13 protein-coding genes and 1 pseudogene are annotated in these 18288 nt (G+C 66.8%); 6 read left to right on the forward strand and 8 right to left on the reverse strand.

From position 1 onward, the window contains the following. Positions 1-9: 9 nt before the first annotated feature. A complete protein-coding gene (locus tag ACFVJ3_RS02140) occupies positions 10-1032 on the reverse strand; it encodes a LacI family DNA-binding transcriptional regulator (protein ID WP_378450477.1) in 1023 nt (340 codons plus the stop codon). 181 nt (positions 1033-1213) lie between these two features. Between ACFVJ3_RS02140 and ACFVJ3_RS02145 the strand changes: the two genes are divergently transcribed. Further along, the gene (locus tag ACFVJ3_RS02145; protein ID WP_378450478.1) at positions 1214-2614 is read left to right on the forward strand and encodes an adenylosuccinate lyase family protein; all 1401 of its coding nucleotides are present in this window, start codon (positions 1214-1216) and stop codon (positions 2612-2614) included. 1 nt (position 2615) lies between these two features. Beyond that, on the forward strand, positions 2616-4157 hold the full coding sequence (locus tag ACFVJ3_RS02150) for an SLC13 family permease (RefSeq protein ID WP_378450479.1): 1542 nt from the start codon (positions 2616-2618) through the stop codon (positions 4155-4157). A gap of 21 nt (positions 4158-4178) precedes the next feature. On the opposite strand, the pseudogene ACFVJ3_RS02155 reads toward ACFVJ3_RS02150, so the two are convergent. The 4 genes and pseudogenes from ACFVJ3_RS02155 to ACFVJ3_RS02170 form a co-directional block, all read right to left on the reverse strand. Further along, a pseudogene (locus ACFVJ3_RS02155) lies at positions 4179-5347 on the reverse strand (NADH:flavin oxidoreductase). Positions 5348-5479: 132 nt separating this feature from the next. Next, the gene (locus ACFVJ3_RS02160) at positions 5480-6919 is read right to left on the reverse strand and encodes an amino acid permease (protein WP_378450480.1); all 1440 of its coding nucleotides are present in this window, start codon (positions 6917-6919) and stop codon (positions 5480-5482) included. A 16-nt stretch (positions 6920-6935) separates the two neighbouring features. Continuing rightward, positions 6936-8162 carry a Glu/Leu/Phe/Val dehydrogenase dimerization domain-containing protein gene (locus ACFVJ3_RS02165; protein WP_378450481.1) on the reverse strand — a complete coding sequence of 409 codons (1227 nt, stop codon included), beginning with the start codon at positions 8160-8162 and terminating at the stop codon, positions 6936-6938. A gap of 207 nt (positions 8163-8369) precedes the next feature. Then, positions 8370-8897, reverse strand: coding sequence for an Lrp/AsnC family transcriptional regulator (locus ACFVJ3_RS02170; protein ID WP_378450482.1), 528 nt, complete (start codon positions 8895-8897; stop codon positions 8370-8372). Positions 8898-9078: 181 nt separating this feature from the next. On the opposite strand from ACFVJ3_RS02170, the gene hppD reads away from it, so the two are divergent. The 3 genes from hppD (at position 9079) to ACFVJ3_RS02185 (ending at position 14326) form a co-directional block, all read left to right on the forward strand. Continuing rightward, positions 9079-10284 carry a 4-hydroxyphenylpyruvate dioxygenase gene (hppD, locus tag ACFVJ3_RS02175; protein WP_378450483.1) on the forward strand — a complete coding sequence of 402 codons (1206 nt, stop codon included), beginning with the start codon at positions 9079-9081 and terminating at the stop codon, positions 10282-10284. Positions 10285-10385: 101 nt separating this feature from the next. After that, positions 10386-11936, forward strand: a complete 1551-nt coding sequence (locus tag ACFVJ3_RS02180; protein ID WP_378450484.1) for an FAD-dependent oxidoreductase — start codon at positions 10386-10388, stop codon at positions 11934-11936. Positions 11937-11950: 14 nt separating this feature from the next. Beyond that, a complete protein-coding gene (locus ACFVJ3_RS02185) occupies positions 11951-14326 on the forward strand; it encodes an FdhF/YdeP family oxidoreductase (protein WP_378450485.1) in 2376 nt (791 codons plus the stop codon). 117 nt (positions 14327-14443) lie between these two features. On the opposite strand, the gene ACFVJ3_RS02190 is transcribed toward ACFVJ3_RS02185, so the two are convergent. Continuing rightward, positions 14444-15211, reverse strand: a complete 768-nt coding sequence (locus ACFVJ3_RS02190; protein WP_378450486.1) for a hypothetical protein — start codon at positions 15209-15211, stop codon at positions 14444-14446. 132 nt (positions 15212-15343) lie between these two features. Here ACFVJ3_RS02190 and ACFVJ3_RS02195 point away from each other — a divergent pair, with 132 nt between their 5' ends. Beyond that, the gene (locus ACFVJ3_RS02195) at positions 15344-15589 is read left to right on the forward strand and encodes a sigma factor-like helix-turn-helix DNA-binding protein (protein WP_378450487.1); all 246 of its coding nucleotides are present in this window, start codon (positions 15344-15346) and stop codon (positions 15587-15589) included. A 23-nt stretch (positions 15590-15612) separates the two neighbouring features. Here the strand turns inward: ACFVJ3_RS02195 and ACFVJ3_RS02200 are convergent, their stop codons facing one another. Then, positions 15613-16761 carry a serine hydrolase domain-containing protein gene (locus ACFVJ3_RS02200; protein ID WP_378450488.1) on the reverse strand — a complete coding sequence of 383 codons (1149 nt, stop codon included), beginning with the start codon at positions 16759-16761 and terminating at the stop codon, positions 15613-15615. Further along, on the reverse strand, positions 16758-18149 hold the full coding sequence (locus ACFVJ3_RS02205; RefSeq protein WP_378450489.1) for an APC family permease: 1392 nt from the start codon (positions 18147-18149) through the stop codon (positions 16758-16760). The genes ACFVJ3_RS02200 and ACFVJ3_RS02205 overlap by 4 nt, the downstream gene beginning before the upstream one ends. Positions 18150-18288 lie beyond the last annotated feature (139 nt).

Raw genomic sequence — 18288 nt, forward strand, 5'->3', positions numbered from 1 at the left:
CGTAAGCCGTCAGGCGGAGGGGGCGGGGATGCTGCCGCCGATCGAATGACGTTGGTGGACTTCGCCCCTCATCCTCGTCATGGTGGGCGCTTCGTCCCCGGCTCCGGACTCCATCTTGGCGAGGATCCTCACCGCCGCCTCCTGTCCCATCTCGGCCAGTGGAGGGGCGTAGGACGTGATTCCGGGTGGAAACACCTCGTACCATTCGGGATTGCCGTGTGCGGCGACGGACAGGTCGTCGGGCACCGACAGGCCGAGGTCGGAGCAGGCGTGCAGGACGCCCAGCGCGATCCGGCTACTGGCGGCGATGGCGACGCCGGGCAGGTCGCCGGCGATCACGTGCATCGCGTTCCGCCCCCATTCCGAGGTGAAGTCGCCCTCGAGGATGCGGAAGCGGTGGCCGGCAGTTCCTTTGGGCACCTCCGGTATTCCCGCACGGTCGACGGCGTTGCGGAACCCGCGCATGCGGTCGGCGGTGGTGCTGTGATCGGCTCCGCCGATGACGAGGGCGAGATCGGTATGTCCTGCTTGCAGGGCCAGTTCGGTGATTGCTTCGATGCCGTATTCGTCGTCGCTGACGACTGCATCGGTCTGTAGCGGGACCGAGTGACGGTTGAGTTGCACGATCGGCACGCCGGTCGGCAGTGTGCGTCGAGCGTCGACGGGGACATGGATGATTCCGTCGACGCGGTGATCGAGCAGTGAGCGCAGTCCGCGTTCCTCGGATTCGGGATCGTTGCCGCTGGCGCTGACCACAAGTTGGAATCCGGCCTCGAACAGAACGGACTGCAGCACGGCGGCGCTGTCGGTGTAGAACTCGTTCGAAATGTCGGGTAGCAGCAATCCGACGACGCGCGTCTTGTTCTCCCGCAGTGCCTGGGCGACCTTGTTCGGCCGGTAGCCCAACGCATCGGCCGCCTCGAGGATTCTCTTGCGGGTGTCGGGGTCCACGTAGCCTCGCCCGCTCATCGCGCGTGAGGCGGTACCCACCCCCACCTTGGCCAGTGCGGCGACGTCCTGAAGTTTGGGCACAAACCCACCATACCCAACGTAACCGCAGGTAAAGGCGTCGAGGACGACCGCGGACGTCGATGAAACCTCCTCTCTTGACAGAACGAGTGGCTTGCGCCACAGTCATGTGGAACCGATTCCACATGTCGTGAGTCACAGTCGCGGATGTGGGTGATCCACTACGTCAGGCGAAAGGCCCTTCGTGTCCATTCAGTCAAGAAACCCGTTCTCTCTCCTCACACATCTGGCAGGGGACGAGGCACAACTCGACATCTTTTCCGCCGACAGCTGCATCGAGAGCTGGTTGGCCACCGAGCGGGCCCTCGCCATCGCGCAGGGTGAGCACGCGGTCATCTCGGCAGACGACGCTGCGGCGATCGCGGCAGCGGCCCGCATCGACAACATCGACCGCGACTCCCTGTGGGAGACGTCGAAAAACGTCGGGTACCCGATCCTCGGGCTGGTGCGGCAGATCTCCGGGGCACTGCCGGACGGACCGAACGGTCGCGTCCACTACGGTGCGACCACGCAGGACATCATGGATACCGGGCTCGCCCTGCAGCTCGCGCGATCACTGGCCGCGCTCGACTGGCAGCTCGGCGAACTCGGCGATGCGCTCGCGGTCCAGGTCGAAGCCCACGCCGGCACCGTGATGCCCGGCCGGACCCACGCCCAGCAGGCGGTGCCGACCACGTTCGGCGCCACCCTCGCGGCACTGCTGGGTCAGTTCACCCGCCACCGCGAACGTCTCCAGCAAGCGGTGCCGCGGATCGCCGTGATCTCCCTGTTCGGGGCGGGCGGCACGTCCGCAGCGCTCGGCGCGAAGTCCGCGGACGTCCGAACCCGCGTCGCCGACCTGCTCGGCCTGCACGACACCGACATCCCGTGGCACGTCGACCGCGACGGTGTCGCCGAATACGGCTGGCTCTGCGCCACCGTCGCGGCGACGTGCGCCAAGCTCGCGCGCAACATCGTCGACCTCTCCCGCACGGAGATCGGCGAGGTCTTCGAGCCCTACAACAACCACCGCGGTGCGTCGTCGACGATGCCGCAGAAGGTCAACCCGATCTCCTCGGAGGCCATCATCGGACTGTCGCAGACCGCCGGAGCGCTGCTGTCGTCGCTGAGCCGCATCCAGGAAGCGGGCCACGAACGCAGCGCCGGCGAGTGGCAGATCGAGTGGCAGGTGATCCCACAGCTCGGGGTCCTCGCCGGCAGCGCGCTGTCCGAAGCGCTGGTCATCGTCAGGGGCATGCGGGTCGACGCCGACAGGATGCGCGCGAACCTCGACCTCGACAGCGGGTTGGTCATGGCCGAGGCGCAGATGATCCAGCTCGCCGAAGCCCTGGGCCGCGAACGCGCCCACGACCTGCTCTACACGGCCGCGACCCGCGCCCGGACCACGCATCGTGTGCTCGCCGACACCCTGCGCGAGGTCGCGGCGGAGGCCGGTGTCGCCGAACTGCTGCCCGCACAACTCGTCACCGCCGACGACTATCTCGGCGAGGCGAAGGACATCGCCGCGAGCGCTGTCCGGGGATGGCACAGCCGCGCCGCAGTCGACGAAGTCCTGCCCTCCATTCCCCAGCTTGCAAGGACCTGACATGAGCACATTGACCACCGTGACGGAGCAGCCACCGAAACTCGCAGGAGAGGAACGCTTCGACTACATCCGCGGACGGTTCGGTCTGATCGCCGCTCTGCCCCTGCTCATCGGCATCCTCGTCCTGCCGATCGACATGCCGAACGCCCAGCAGGCCATGCTCGCGGTCCTGACCGTCGTGGTCCTGCTGTGGATCACGGAGCCCGTCCCCATCCCGGTGACCGCGCTGATCGGCATCGCCCTACTCGTCGTCCTCGGCGTCGGTACACCCCAGGAGGTGTACGGCTCCTTCGGCTCCGCGACCGTGTTCCTGGTGATCGGCGCCTTCATCCTGGCTCGCGCGATGACGGTGCACGGGTTGGACCGACGGTTCGCCCTCAAGGTGCTCTCGTTCCCGGGCATCGGTAACAGCACGTACCGGACCGCGGCCGCATTCGGAGTGGTTGCGTGCTTCCTGTCGATGTTCGTGTCGGCGTCGGCGACCGCCGCCATGTTGCTTCCCATCGGTATCGGCGTGGTCAAGACCATCGGCGATCTCATTCAGGAGCAGAACCCGGGCATCAAGACCAACCGCACCAAATTCTCCTGCCTGTTGATGCTTTCCATCGCCTACGGCGCGAGCATCGGGTCGGTCCTCACCCCGATCACCGGCATCGCCAACGTCATCGGCCGCGGCACGATCGAACGCATGACCGGCTACAAGGTGGAACTGTTCGACTGGCTCTCCATGTCGGCCCCATACCTTCTCGTGATGGGTGCGGTCATGTGGGTCGCGCTGATCTTCGTCAACAGGCCCGAGGTGAAGCACATTCGCGGTGGGCAGGACTACTTCCGCGCCCACTACGCAGATCTCGGCCAGATGAACCGCGGCGAACGCAACGTTCTGGTGATCTTCCTCGTCACGGTCGTCCTCTGGGTGTTGCCCTCCCTGGTCACCACTTTCGGCATCACGAGCCCGATCGTCACCGCCTTCACCGACCATCTCAACGAGGGATCCGTCGTGGTCCTCACTGCAGGGCTGCTGTTCTTCCTGCCCCGCGGAAACGGGAGCAGTGAATCCACCCTCACGTGGACCGAGGCCGCGAAGATCGACTGGGGCACGGTCCTCCTCGTCGGTGCAGGTCTGACCATCGGCACCATGATGAATGCAACCGGACTCGCCGAAACCCTCGGCACGACCATCGCCCGGGCCACGGGGGTGCAGAGTTCCTGGGTTCTCGCCCTGATCGCCATCGTCATGGGGCTGGTCATCTCCGAAACCACCAGCAACACGGCCAGCGTCGGCATCGTCGTCCCGATCATCATCCCGATCGCCCTCGCCATCGGCGTCGACCCGATCATCCCGGCCATGGCCGGCGTGTTCGGCGCGAACGCCGGAGCCATGCTCCCGGTCTCGACACCACCGAACGCCATCGTCTACGGATCGGGGTACGTGCCGATGATCAAGATGATCAGCACCGGCATCTTCATCGACATCATCTGTATTCCACTGATCTTCGGCGCCGTCGTCGGCATCGGATCCCTCATCGCGCTCCACGTGTGAGCCAACCGACCGTGCAGTGAATCACTCGACGAGCACGCAGCGCGCTCCGCTGAAGATGGTGGGCATGCACTTGTTGCAGTGGATGCACAACGACTGGGTGCGCGGCTCGGACCGGATGCGGTTCACCAGGTCGGGTTCGCGCAGCAGCGCCCGGGCCATGGCGACGAATTCGAAGCCCTCGGCCATGGCGGTGTCCATGCCCGCCCGGTCGGTGACTCCGCCGAGCAGGACGAGCGGCAACGCCACCGCCGCGCGGATCTGGCGTGCGTGCTCGAGCATGAACAGGTCGCGGTACGGGTAGGTGTGGAGCATCGACCTCCCGGCCAACTGGACGCCGAGACGGACCGGCTGCGGCATGGCTGCCGCGAACTCCCGCACCGGTGCGTCGCCCTTGAACAGGTACATCGGATTGAGAAGCGAACTGCCCATGGTGAGTTCGAGGGCGTCGACACTGCCGTCGTGCTCCAGCAGTCCGGCCACCTGGATGGCCTCGTCGAGCCAGAACCCTCCGGGGACGCCGTCGTCCATATCAGCTTGGCGAGAATCGCGACCCGGCCGCCGACGGCGTCGCGCACGGTTCGGGCGACGTCCCGCACCACCCGGGCCCGGTTCTCGAGTGATCCGCCGTAGGAATCGGTGCGACGATTCAGCTTCGGGCTGAGAAATGAGCTGGCGAAGTAGTTGTGGCCGAAGTGGATCTCGACGGCGTCGAAGCCGGACTCGACAGCGAGCCGTGCCGCGGTTCCGTGGGCGGCGGTGATCCGGGTGATGTCGGCGGCGGTGGCACTGCGGATCATCCGCATGCTGAGCGGGTTGAACGACCGCGAGGGTGCGAGCGCAGGAAGTCCGGTTGACTTCTCGTTCGCGACGGGTCCGGCGTGGCCGAGTTGGGCAGATGCGGCCGCACCCTCGGCGTGGATGGCGTCGGTGAGTCTGCGCAGCCCGGGGACGGCGTCCGGGCGCATCCACAACTGCCCGCGTTCGGTGCGACCCTCCGGTGCCACGGCGCAGTAGGCCACCGTCGACATCCCGACCCCACCCGCCGCGGGCCGGCGGTGGAACTCGATCAGCTCGTCGGTGACCAGCGCGTCGGGAGTGCGGCCCTCGAACGTGGCCGACTTGATTGTCCGGTTGCGTAACGTGATGGGGCCCAGCGTGGCTGGAGCGAAAACGTCTGGATGTGTGGTCATTCCCGGCCCTTCGTCGCGTGCAGCCGACGGTAGGCCGCGGGGACGTTCGGCGACCGGAACGTGTCCGCTGAGCGGGAGACTGTCACGGTCTCACGGATGACCCCTCGACATCCGTGAGACCGCGGTGTCGTCTCAGCCGACGGTCTCGGGCAGCTTCTCCGGCATCGCGCCGGCGGCCGCACCGCGTTGCCTGCGCCCGAGCACCCAGCAGGCCAGTGTGATCGCACACGTGAACGTGAGCGTCGCGAACAGCTGGTTGCGTGCCGCGTCGTCGAACAACGCCAGCGCGGCGACCGCGGCCAGCAGCGCGAGAGCGACATACGACAGATACGGGAAGCCCCACATCTTCAGCGGCAGATCCGTCCGGCCCGACTTCTCGGCGCGGCGCCGCAACACGATCTGCGAGACGGTGACGAACGTCCACAGCACCAGGATCGTCGAGCCGACCGCGTTGAGCAGCAGCGGGAGAACACGATCCGGGGCCAGGTAATTGAGGACGACGGTGACGAACCCGAATGTCACCGACGCCAGCACCGCCACGCGGGGAACGCCGTTGCCCGACACCCGGCCGAACACCTTCGCCGCCGCCCCACGCTCGGACAGCGAGTAGATCATCCGGGAGCCACTGAACAGCATGGCGTTCAGCGACGACAGCAGTGCGATGACCACGACGACGGTCATGACGGCGCCGGCGCCGGGCACGTGTGCGGCGTTCAGGACCGCGACGAACGGTCCCGTCGCGAGTTCGTCGGCGGTCCACGGCAGCACCGTCACCATGATGAGGACGGAACCGACGTAGAACACCAGGATCCGCCACACGATGGACCGCACCGCCCGGCTCACGTTGCGCCGCGGTTCCGCCGTCTCGGCGGCCGCGATGGCCATCACCTCGGTGCCGCCGAACGCGAAGACCACGATCAGCAGGCCGGCGGCGATGCCGGTGACACCGTTGGGGGCGAACCCGCCGTGGCCGGTGAGGTTCGACAGGCCCGGCGCGTCGAAGCTGGGAAGCCAGCCGAGGATCATCGCGGAACCGACCGCCAGAAACGCGACGATCGCGACGATCTTCAGTGCGGCGAACCAGAATTCGAACTCGCCGAAGCGGGAGACACCCGCCAGGTTCACGGCCGTCAGCACACTCATGTACGCCAGGGCCGCCACCCATTGCGGCACTGCGGGTATGGACGCGGCGGTGATCGCCGCCGCCGCGGTCGCCTCCGCGGCGACCACGATGACGACCTGCACCCAGTACAGCCAGCCGATCGTCCGGCCGGCGACCGGGCCCATCGCGTTTTCGGCGTGGACGGAGAACGCGCCGCTGTCGGGGTCGGCGGCCACCATCTCGCCCATCATCCGCATCACGAGGACGACGAGGAATCCGGCGATGAGGAAGGAGACGAGTACGGCGGGCCCGGCGACGGCGATGCCCGCACCGGAGCCGACGAACAGTCCGGCGCCGATCGCGCCGCCCAGACTCATCATCACCAGCTGGCGTGGTTTCATCGCCTGCTGAAGGCCCTTGGTGACAACGGCTCCGGTGGTGGATGCCGGTGGGTCGTGAACTGTGTTCATGGGATCTCCCGTGCCGTCAGACGAGCTGATCGAGTGCGATCTCGAACGCGGTACCGGCGATTCCGGTCGGCTGCGACGAACGCGCGAAGCAACGCTCGAGCGCCGTCGCGACGGTCGCGGAGACGTCACCGAAGATCGCCTCGTCCGACACCTCGATGTCGCCCTCCATCAGCAGCGCGAACGCCCGCGCCATGCCGCAGTTGGCGATGAAGTCGGGGACGACGGCGACGCTCTTGTCGGCGTACTCGTAGATGGGGCCGTAGAAGATCTCGTCGTCCGCGAACGGCACGTTGGCGCCGCTCGCCACCACCTCGAGACCGCCCGCGATCAGCCGGTCCACCTGGTCGCGGGTCACGAGACGTGATGCGGCGCAGGGGAGGAAGATCTCGGCGCCGGAACTCCAGATCGCGTCGTTGATCTCCTCGAACGGCACCATGCCTGCTGCGCGCAGTTCGTTGCCCACCTTGGCCAGGAACAGCGCGCCGATCTGCTCGAAGTCGTAGCCGTCGGTGTTCGACAGCCCACCGTTGCGGTCGAGGATTCCGACGATCCGGGCCCCGGACTGCGCCAGGTAGTACGCGGCGGCGGCGCCGACGTTGCCCCAGCCCTGCATGATCACGCGCTTGCCGCCCAGTTCGCCGCCGTAGACCCGGTAGTAGTGCCGTACCGATTCGGCGACACCCCAACCGGTGATCAGGTCGGACACCGTGTACTTCGCCTGCGGATCGGGAGTGAACCGCGCATCCTCGACGACCTTCGCGACGCCCAGTCGCAGCTGTCCGACCCGCTGGACGCGCTCACGATCGCTGGCCGCGAAGTGTCCGTTGACGACGCCTTCCTGCGGATGCCAGAGGCCGTAGCTCTCGGTGATCGGCACGACCTCGGCCATCTCGTCGACGTTCAGGTCGCCGCCGGTGCCGTAGTACGCCTTGAGGAGCGGGGTCACGGCCTTGAACCAGCGTCGCAGCACCTCGTCCTTGCGCGGGTCGGTCGGGTCGAAGTCGATGCCCGACTTCGCGCCACCGATGGCCGGACCCGAGACGGTGAACTTGACCTCCATGGTCTTCGCGAGCGACTCCACCTCGCGCCGATCGAGACCGCGACGCATCCGGGTTCCGCCGCCGGCGGCGCCGCCACGCAGCGAGTTGATCACCGTCCATCCGCGTGCGGAGGTCTCCGTGTCGTGCCACTCGAAGACGATCTCGGGGGCCTTCTCTTCGAATCGGGTGAGCAGATTCTTCATGGCTTCTCTCGGTTTCTGGACGGCCGGGGGTCGGGGCGATCCGGTCGGTGTTCCCGACCGTGCCCGCGCTGTTACGGCGATCACTGTGGCGGGCACCACTCGTGCGCCGCAACCGGCTGGGCAGCACATAGCCACGATGAACATCACCGAGAAAGAAGTTCGTCGTTTTTCTATTCAGTTTGTGCAGCAGGACCGATGATCGCGTTGCTAATCCGCGTCTGCGGGGGCCGCGCGGTAGGCCGGCGCCTTCGCCGAGCGCGGCCGGTCGAGGGTCCGCAGGAGGGGCATCGACCGGTACGGGACGATCACCGACAGCACCATCACGCTGGTGGACCGGGCGACGACGCTCGACTTGTTCAGATCGATCAGCGTCTGCTGCAGCCCGAGGTGGGAGCCGGCGGCGATGCGGCACAGGATGTCGCCGGAACCGGTGGTCGCGAAGGCCTCGAGCACGCCGGGAATCGACTCCAGCTCCGACGTCACGGAATCGAGTGCGCCCTGCGCAGTCTCCAGCGTGACGAACGCCTGCACGTCGAACCCCGCGGCCGCGATGTCGAGGTGCGGCTCGTACCCGGCGATCACGCCCGATTCCTCGAGTTTGCGCACCCGCGCCTGGACGGTGGCCCGCGCGACCTTGATCCGGCGCGACAGCTCCAGCACGCCGGCCTTCGGGTCGTCGTGCATGGCGTCGAGGAGGGCGAAGTCGAGCTCGTCCAATTGCACTGCGTCCTTCATGGCCAGACCTCTCCGAGCGGATTCAACTAGTCCGACTGTATAAGAAAATCGGCTCTAGGGTCGCCGAAGGTGGCGCTGTGGCTAGCTTTTGCTGGCTCGGTTGCCTATGTGGACGGTCTGGGTTTTCGTAGTGACCCAAGCAACAGGCCACGCCCCCGTCCCTCGAACCAGGAAGACAGCGATGACGATCGAGCAGACTCTCACCGACAAGGAACGCCTGGCAGGTCTCGACCTCGGCCAGCTCGAGCAGCTGGTCGGGCTCGTCGAATACGACGGCACCCGCGACCCGTTCCCGGTCAGCGGCTGGGACGCCGTCGTCTGGGTGGTCGGCAACGCCACCCAGACCGCCCACTACTTCCAGTCCGCGTTCGGGATGACCCTCGTCGCCTACTCCGGACCCACCACCGGCAACCGCGACCACCACGCCTACGTCCTCGAATCCGGGGCCGTCCGGTTCGTCATCAAGGGCGCCGTCGACCCGGACAGCCCGCTGATCGAGCACCACCGGATCCACGGCGACGGCGTCGTCGACATCGCCCTCGCCGTCCCCGACGTCGACAAGTGCATCGCCCACGCCCGCGCCCAGGGCGCCACCGTCCTCGACGAACCCCACGATGTGACCGACGAACACGGCACCGTCCGCCTCGCCGCGATCGCCACCTACGGCGACACCCGCCACACCCTCGTCGACCGCACCCACTACACCGGCCCCTACCTGCCCGGCTACGTCGAGCGGGCGTCGTCGCACACCAAACGCGACGGGGCCCCCAAACGCCTGTTCCAGGCCCTCGACCACGTCGTCGGCAACGTCGAACTCGGCAAGATGGACCACTGGGTCGACTTCTACAACCGGGTCATGGGATTTACGAACATGGCCGAGTTCGTCGGCGCGGACATCGCCACCGACTACTCCGCGCTGATGTCGAAGGTCGTCTCCAACGGCAACCACCGGGTCAAGTTCCCGCTCAACGAACCCGCCATCGCCAAGAAACGGTCGCAGATCGACGAGTACCTCGACTTCTACCGCGGTCCCGGCGCCCAGCACCTGGCCCTGGCCACCAATGACATCCTCACCGCCGTCGACCAGCTGACCGCCGAGGGCGTCGAATTCCTGGCCACCCCCGACTCCTACTACGAGGACCCCGAACTGCGGGCGCGGATCGGCAACGTCCGCGCCCCGATCGCCGAACTGCAGAAACGCGGCATCCTCGTCGACCGCGACGAAGACGGCTACCTGCTGCAGATCTTCACCAAACCCCTCGTCGACCGCCCCACCGTGTTCTTCGAACTCATCGAACGCCACGGCTCCCTCGGCTTCGGCATCGGCAACTTCAAAGCCCTCTTCGAAGCCATCGAACGCGAACAAGCCGCCCGCGGAAACTTCTGAGCGAGAGGGTCACTCCGCGAGGCCGGTGAGCGAGGACCTTCGTCGACGATTGTGCAGCGACTTTCCCGCCGGATCGGTGCCGTCACGAATACGATGACGCCATGAGCCCTACCGAGGCAGTGGTGGCCGGTGCCGGTCCGACCGGGCTCACGCTCGCGCTGGAACTGGCGCGGCGCGGCGTCGAGGTGCGGATCCTCGACAGGTCGCCCGAGCCGTTCGCGGGTTCGCGGGGAAAGGGATTGACCGCGCGCAGTCAGGAAGTGATGGACGATCTCGGCATCGTCGACGAAATCGTCGAGGCCGGGTTCCGGCACCTGCCCAACCGGGTCGCGGTGCGCGGCCAGGTGGTGAGCGACAGCGACCCGCACGCGGACCTGAGCCCCACGCCCGATCGGCCCTACGACAGCGGTCTGATGATCCCGCAGTGGCGGACCGAGAAAATCCTGCGAGAAAGACTGTCGGAGTTCGGGATCGACGTGGAGCGTGGCGTCGAGGTGGTCGGCTTCGAACAGACCACCGACAAGGTGACCGTCCGGCTCGCCGGCGACGGGACCATCATGACGCGCTACCTGGTGGGCTGCGACGGCGGGCGCAGCGCGGTGCGCAAGGCGCTCGGGGTGTCGTTCGAGGGGACGGGCGGCATCGAAGCCATGCTCCTCGGCGACGTGTCCGTCGACGGCCTGGTCCCGGATCACTGGTATCAGTGGACGCACCCCGAACGGGGGTTCGTCGCGTTGTGCCCATTCCGAGGAATCAACTCCTGGCAGTTCCAGGGAGTGCCGTTCGCGGACTTCGAAGAGGAAGGAAACCTGCCCGAACCGTCGCTCGAGTACTTCCAGCGAGTTCTCGACGACATCGCCTGCGACCCCGGCGTGCGGTTGTCCGAACCGACATGGCTGTCCACCTGGCACGTGAACGTGCGGATGGTGGACCGCTTCCGCGACGGTCGGGTGTTCCTGGCCGGGGACGCGGCCCACGTTCACCCGCCGGCCGGTGGGCTCGGGATGAACACCGGTATCCAGGACGCCTACAACCTCGGGTGGAAACTCGCTCTCGTCCTGGCTGGCTCCGCGGACCCGTCGCTCCTCGACACGTACCAGGAGGAACGGTTGCCGCTCGCGCGCTGGACGCTCGGGGTGAGCAGCGCGGGGCTGCAGAAGGTGGCCGCGAACCTCGGACGCGAGGACTCCGAGGGGTTTGCGGGCGCGGTGACCGAAGACGGCCAGCAACTCGGTCTGGGCTATCCGTGGAGTTCGCTGTCTCGGGACGGGGACGTGACGACGGGTGTGCGCGCGGGCGACCGCGCACCCGACGCGCCGTGCCTGAGCCCGGACGGCACGCCGCTGCGACTGTTCGACGTCTTCCGGGGGACGCACTTCACGGTTCTCGGGTTCGGCGGCGGCTCCCGGCACATGCTGCAGACCCTGGCCGAAGACGCGCCCGACGACGTGAAGTACGTGGTGGTGGGCGATTCCCGTGGCCCCGGCGTGGACGTCGTCGACGACCGCGGTTTGGCGCGCAGCGCATACGGGGCACACGGTGGCACGCTGGTGGTGGTGCGCCCCGACGGTTACGTCGCGCTCACCGCCGCGGCCACCGCGGCCGACGACGTCATCGACTATCTCGGTCGACTGGTCGGGAGGTCGTCCTGACGAAAGGCTGAACGATGCGACACAAGGACGAGGAACGCGACTACGACGAGGCCGATCTCGAGGTCCGGCCCCCGCAGGATCATGCGGCAGGGCCGACCGCCGTCGCGGTGTCGATGAAGCGCGCGCTCGAGCACATGGGTGTGGTCCGTACGGCCGAGACGTTGCTGCAACTGAACCAGGCCGAGGGGTTCGATTGCATGAGCTGTGCGTGGCCCGATCCCGACCCGGGCCACCGCCACGCCGCGGAGTTCTGTGAGAACGGCGCCAAGGCGGTCGCCGAGGAAGCCACCCGCGACCGCGCGACACCCGAATTCTTCGCCCGCCACAGTATCGCCGAGCTCGACTGCCACAGCGAGCACTGGCTGGGGCAGCAGGGCCGGATCACGCATCCGATGGTGAAGCGGCCCGGCGGAACGCACTACGAGCCCATCGAATGGGACGAGGCCTTCGCGCTGATCGGGGATCAGCTGAATTCTCTGGCCAGTCCGGACGAGGCGATCTTCTACACGTCCGGCCGGGCGTCCAACGAGGCGGCGTTCGCGTATCAGCTGTTCGTCCGCGCGTTCGGGACGAACAATCTGCCCGACTGTTCCAACATGTGCCACGAATCGACCAGCATCGCGCTGCAGGAGTCGATCGGCATCGGCAAGGCCAGCGTCATGATGGACGACGTCTATCAGGCGAAACTCATTGTCCTGCAGGGGCAAAATCCGGGGACCAACCATCCGCGGATGCTGTCGGCGCTGGAGAAGGCCAAGCAGAACGGTGCGAAGATCCTCTCGATCAACCCGCTCCGCGAGGCGGGTCTGGTCAACTTCAAGAATCCGCAGACGCCCCGCGGCATGGTGGGTCCGGGCACGAACCTGTCCGACATGCACCTGCCCATCGCGCTGAACGGCGACCTGGCCCTGCTCCAGGCGTTCGGCTCGCTGCTCGTCGAATGGGATGCCCTCGACCATCAGTTCATCGACCAGCGCACGATCGGATTCGAGCTGTGGAAGCAGCACGTCATCGACATCGACTGGGACGTCGTCACCCGCACGTCCGGGCTGTCGCGGGAACAGATCACCGACGCGGCCCGGCTGCTGCGAGATTCCGACGCCACCGTGTTCTGCTGGGCGATGGGCCTCACCCAGCACCACAACTCGGTGGCGATCATCAAGGAAGTCACCAATATCGCTCTCGCCCAGGGAAACATCGGCAAACCCGGTGCCGGGCTGCTGCCGGTGCGCGGGCACTCGAACGTGCAGGGCGACCGCACGATGGGGATCTGGGAGCGTCCGCCGCGACACTTCCTGGACGCGCTCGCGAAGGAATTCGACTTCGACCCACCCCGCGAGAACGGCTACGACACCGTCGATTCCATCCGGGCCATGCGCGACGGCAAGGCGCACTTCTTCCTCGGACTGGGCGGCAACTTCGTCCAGGCCGCCCCGGACACCGACGTCACCGCCGCCGCACTCCGCAAGACGCGGATGACCGTCCACGTCTCGACGAAGATCAACCGCTCGCATCTCGTCTGCGGTGACACCGCCCTGATCCTGCCGACGAAGGGGCGCACCGAGCAGGACGTCCAGGCCGGTGGGCCGCAATTCATCTCGGTCGAGGACTCGACGTGCTCGGTCCACGCGTCCCGTGGTCCGTTGAAACCGGCCAGCCCGCACCTCGATTCGGAGGTCGGCATCGTCACCCGCATCGCCGAGGCCACGATCGGCGACCGCTACGGTCTCGAGTGGAAGAAGATGCGGGACGACTACGCGAACATCCGCCTGCACATCTCGCGGGTGGTGCCCGGCTGTGAGGGGTACGAGGTGAACGTCCGCCGGCCGGGCGGGTTCGTCCTGCCGCATCCGCCGCGCGATTCCCGGACGTTCCCCACCCACTCGGGGCGCGCCGAATTCGCGGTGTCCCCGATCGAGGTGCTGCAGGTGCCGCCGGGGCACGTGATCCTGCAGACGATCCGCAGTCACGATCAGTTCAACACCACGATCTACGGGCTCAGTGACCGCTACCGCGGAATCGAGGGCGGACGCCGCGTGATCTTCCTGCACCACGACGACATCGCCGCCCTCGGATTCGACAACGGCGACATGGTCGACCTCTTCACGCACTGGGTAGACGACGACCGCGTCCGCTGTGCCCACGATTTCCGGATCGTCGAATACGACACGCCCCGGGGTTCGGCCGCCGCCTACTACCCGGAGACCAACCCGCTCGTCCCGCTCGATTCCACGGCGGTCGGCAGCAACTGTCCTACGTCGAAGTCCGTCGTCGTGTCCGTGGAACACGCCGGCAAATACAGCGCCGAATGCCCACCGGGCGCGAGCCAGGACGAGGTCGGATCGGACCGATTCCACAAGGCGACCCCTCAGCCGAAGCATCTCTCCTGACGTGAGTGGCATCGTGTGTCCCGGCACGCTTTGCCACTCACCTGCGCAGGTGAGTGGCGATGTGTGCGGGGGTGCGCGTCGGCGCTCACGTACGCAGGGGCCCGCGACGGATCCGGCTCAGCCCCTGTCCCGATCGCGCAGATAGGCCGCCAACTGTTCGTGGCGTTGTATGCGTGACAAGGCGATTCGACGCGCCGCCACCCACATCAGCGCCGAGATGACGACGGCGAGGGCGACGCACAGTGCGAAATCCGCGGTGCCGATCCGCGTATGCACTTCGGCGGGTCGCACGAGGCGCCACAGCACAGCCGGGACGACGAAGATCGCGACCGAGAACGCCGGGAACACCCCGTACGGCACCACCAGCAGGATCAGCCACCGGACTATGACGGTGCGCCACCGGTCGCGTTGCTCCCACCGCCACCGCAGCGACCGCTGGTGGTACGGAAAATAGACCCCGACGAGACTCGACCCGGCGAGTGCACCGAACGGGCACAGCGCCACCGCGACCACCACCACCGCGGTGAACAGCCAGTCCTGCTCGGCGAAACCCACGACGATCGCGATGGTCGCGCAGATCGGGGCGATCAGCATCCACAGCGCCACCGCCTTGGCGGCAAGCAACGCACCCAGCGCGTCCCCGTCGTCGAGTGCGGCGAGAACGCGTTCTCGGTCCGGTGCCAGAACGTTGGTGGCGGTGACGTCGGCGTACATCCAGCCGGCGAGGGCCAGGGCGAAACCCGACGGTCCGGTCCACTCGAACAACCAGTTCCGGGGCAGCAGGAACCAGGCACCGATCATCAGGACGGCGTTGAAGGCAACGGTCGCAAGCGTGTCTGCCGGGTTGCGCCAGATTCTGATCCACTCCGCGCGAAGAGCGGCCATGCCGTTCAGCGTAAAGCGTCGGGCGGGCCGTCGGAGCCGTGTCGGCAGGATCCCGGACGATCGGGACGCCGGTCCCTTCCACCTGGGACATCGGGTCGGCGACAGTGGTGCGATCCGAGAGAAAGGCCTGTCGTGACCATCGCCGACGAGGAGGCAGCCGGGGCCGTCACCCTGATGGACACCCTCCCCGACCGCCACCGGACCGTGCTGCGACTCCGGCTCGCGCACCGCCTCCCTGCCGTCGAGGTCGCGCGCATCCTCGGGACGAACGTCGAGGCCGTGCTCCTCCTCCAGCACGCGGCGCTCAACCGGCTCCGGCGGCAACTCGCGGCGGCGGCGGTGTGCGACGGCGACGTTCCGGTGGACGGGCGGTATTGATCGACGGCGGGTGCTCAGACCGTTCAGGCCAACGCTGCGGCGACGGCCTCGGCCGCGGCGAATGCGGCGTTGTCCAGTTCGTCGTTCACCGGTGTCGGGCAGGACGACAGTTTCACGACGACGACGCCCCGGTCGATGTCGATGTAGACGTACTGACCGTGGATGCCCAGACACAACTGCACACGCCGGTCGGGGTGGGGAATCCAGAACTGATTACGGTACATTCCGCCAGGGAACGGCGTTTCGGTCGGTGAATGAGAATATGCCTCATGCGAATCGGGAGCGCCGCGCAGGGAGTCGTCGATCCAGTGCAGCGGCACGACCTGTTCGGCGCCGATGCGTCCGCCGCGGCGGAGCATCTCACCGAATCGCGCAACGTCCCGGAGTGTCGCGGCGAGGCCTCCGTCCGCGAAAACGGCTCCGGCACGGTCTACCCCGGCGTCCATGTCGTCGGCGGCGAACTTCGACCACACGAGCCGCGACAGTAGCTCCGGCATACGGTCGGCGGCGGCGCGTTCGCACACCCAGCCGAGTACATCCGTTTCGCACGAACGATATTCGAACGGGCCACCGTGGGGGCGAGCCGCTTTCAGCATCGGGAGGAACTGGTAGAGCGACGGCGGTACCCAATCGTCGACGCGCGGAATCCAGCCCACGGCCTGATCGAGGAACCGCACCTCGGCGCCGGGCTCCAGGTATTCTTCGGAGAATCGGATGCCGGAACGCATGTCGAGGAGGTTGCGCACGGTGGCACCCGCGTAGCCGGAGTTCGCGAGTTCCGGAATGTAGTCGGTGAGCGCGGCTTCGGGGTCCAGCAGGCCGGCTGCGATCAAGTTTGCTGCGACGGTTCCGACGATTGACTTGCTGACCGAGAACAGCATGTGCGTCCGGCCGGGTTCGAGGTCTCCGGGGTATAGTTCGGCGCGCACGCTGCCGTTGTGGAGGACCATGAATCCGTCGGTGTAAGTGCGGTCGAGCACGGAACGGAGGGTCTCGGCGCCGACGGGGAGATCGAGGTCGAGCGGGTCGCCGTCGGCGAGCCGTAGTGGCGCCGATCCGGCAGCGACCCGCGCGGTCGGCACGACCTCCCGCATTCGGCCGAAGGTGTACCGGTTGGCCGGTGAACTCTGCCAATCCGCAAGGCTGACAATCGATGTTGCGTTATCGATCATTTCGCGGCCTCGCTGCTCTGTCCGGCGGCGACGATGACCGCCTGCTCGTGGGTGAAGCTCATCTCGGGTGTCGGCCGGCGGAATCCGCGTGTGAGCCAGACGAGGTAGACGATTCCGATTGCCAACCAGGAGATGCCGGAGATCAGTGCATGCTCGCTGAGCTGGGTGATCATGTACAGCGTGACGGCGGCGCCGACGAGTGGCAGGACCACGAAGCGGACCGCACTCAACTGCCGTGTCGCGTTGTTGCGCAAGTAATACACGATGACGCACAGGTTGACCGCGGTGAAGGCGGTGAACGCGCCGAAGTTGATGAATCCCGTGGCGGTTTCGAGTGGCATGTTCATGCCGACGAAGCACATGCCGCCCGTGACGAGCACGCAGAACACGGGCGTCCGGGTACGGCCGTCGAGCTTGCCGAACAATCGGCGAGGAAGCACGCCGTCGCGGCCCATGATGAACAGTAGACGGCTCGAGCTGAGCTGGACGGCCAGGCAGGAGGCCGATCCTGCGATGATTCCCGCGAGGTTGGTCCAATCGGCGAAGAACTGACCACCGACCTGCACCGACATCGTGTACGACGCGGCCTGCGCATCGTCGAAGATGTCGCCGGGGTGGACGAGCTGCATTACATATGCCACGGCGAAGAAGATGACGCCGCCGATCGAGACGATCCAGATGATGGCCCGCGGGATGTTTCGCGCGGCGTCCTTGGTCTCCTCGGCGAGTGTGGTTACCGCGTCGAAACCGAGAAACGAGTACGCCGCGATCGCCGCTGCCGCGGAGATGCCGGCGACCGTGCTGCTGGAGTTCCAGAACGGCTCGCTGTACGAGGCGACCGGATTGCCGACGAGGAACTTGATGCAGTACGCGAAGAAGAGCAGTACCAAGAAGGTGGAGACGGCGAGTAGCAACCGGTTGAGACGATCGGCGAGTGCGATCCCGATGACGTTGATCGCCGTCGTCAAGCCGGCGTTGATCAACATCCACAGCCAGATCGGAACCGTCGGGAACTGTGCGTTGAGCAGGATCGACTGCGCCAGCCACGCGACCATCGGCAAGAACAGGTAGTCCAACAGGATCGCCCAACCGACCAGGAACCCGGCCGCCGAGCCGAGGTTGCGGCGCGCGTAGAAGTAGGCCGAACCCGAGACCGGGTAGATGCGCGCCAGCCGTGCGTAGCTCAGTGCGGTGAGCAGCATCGCCCCGGTCGCGACCAGGAATGCCGTGGGCGCGGTGCCGGCACTGGCGACTGCGATGACGCCGAAAATGATCATGACCAGGCTCGGTGCCATATAGGACAACCCGAACGCCACCACTGACGGAAGTGTCAGTCGCGGCGTCAACTGTGGTTCGTCAGTCGCTGTCGCGACCCGCGATTCCGTCATGCGAACTCCTTGAAGTAGTGCTGTGGCGACGACCACTAAACTCTGGTGACACGATGTTGTCAACGCTGTTGACAACTTTGTGGGTAGCGCGATGCGCGGGTGCTGTATTGCTACGGTGGATCGGTCGAGGGATCGAGGG

Origin of the sequence: Rhodococcus sp. NPDC127593 (genome assembly GCF_042671975.1) — a bacterium.
Classification (GTDB): Bacteria; Actinomycetota; Actinomycetes; order Mycobacteriales; family Mycobacteriaceae; genus Rhodococcus_F.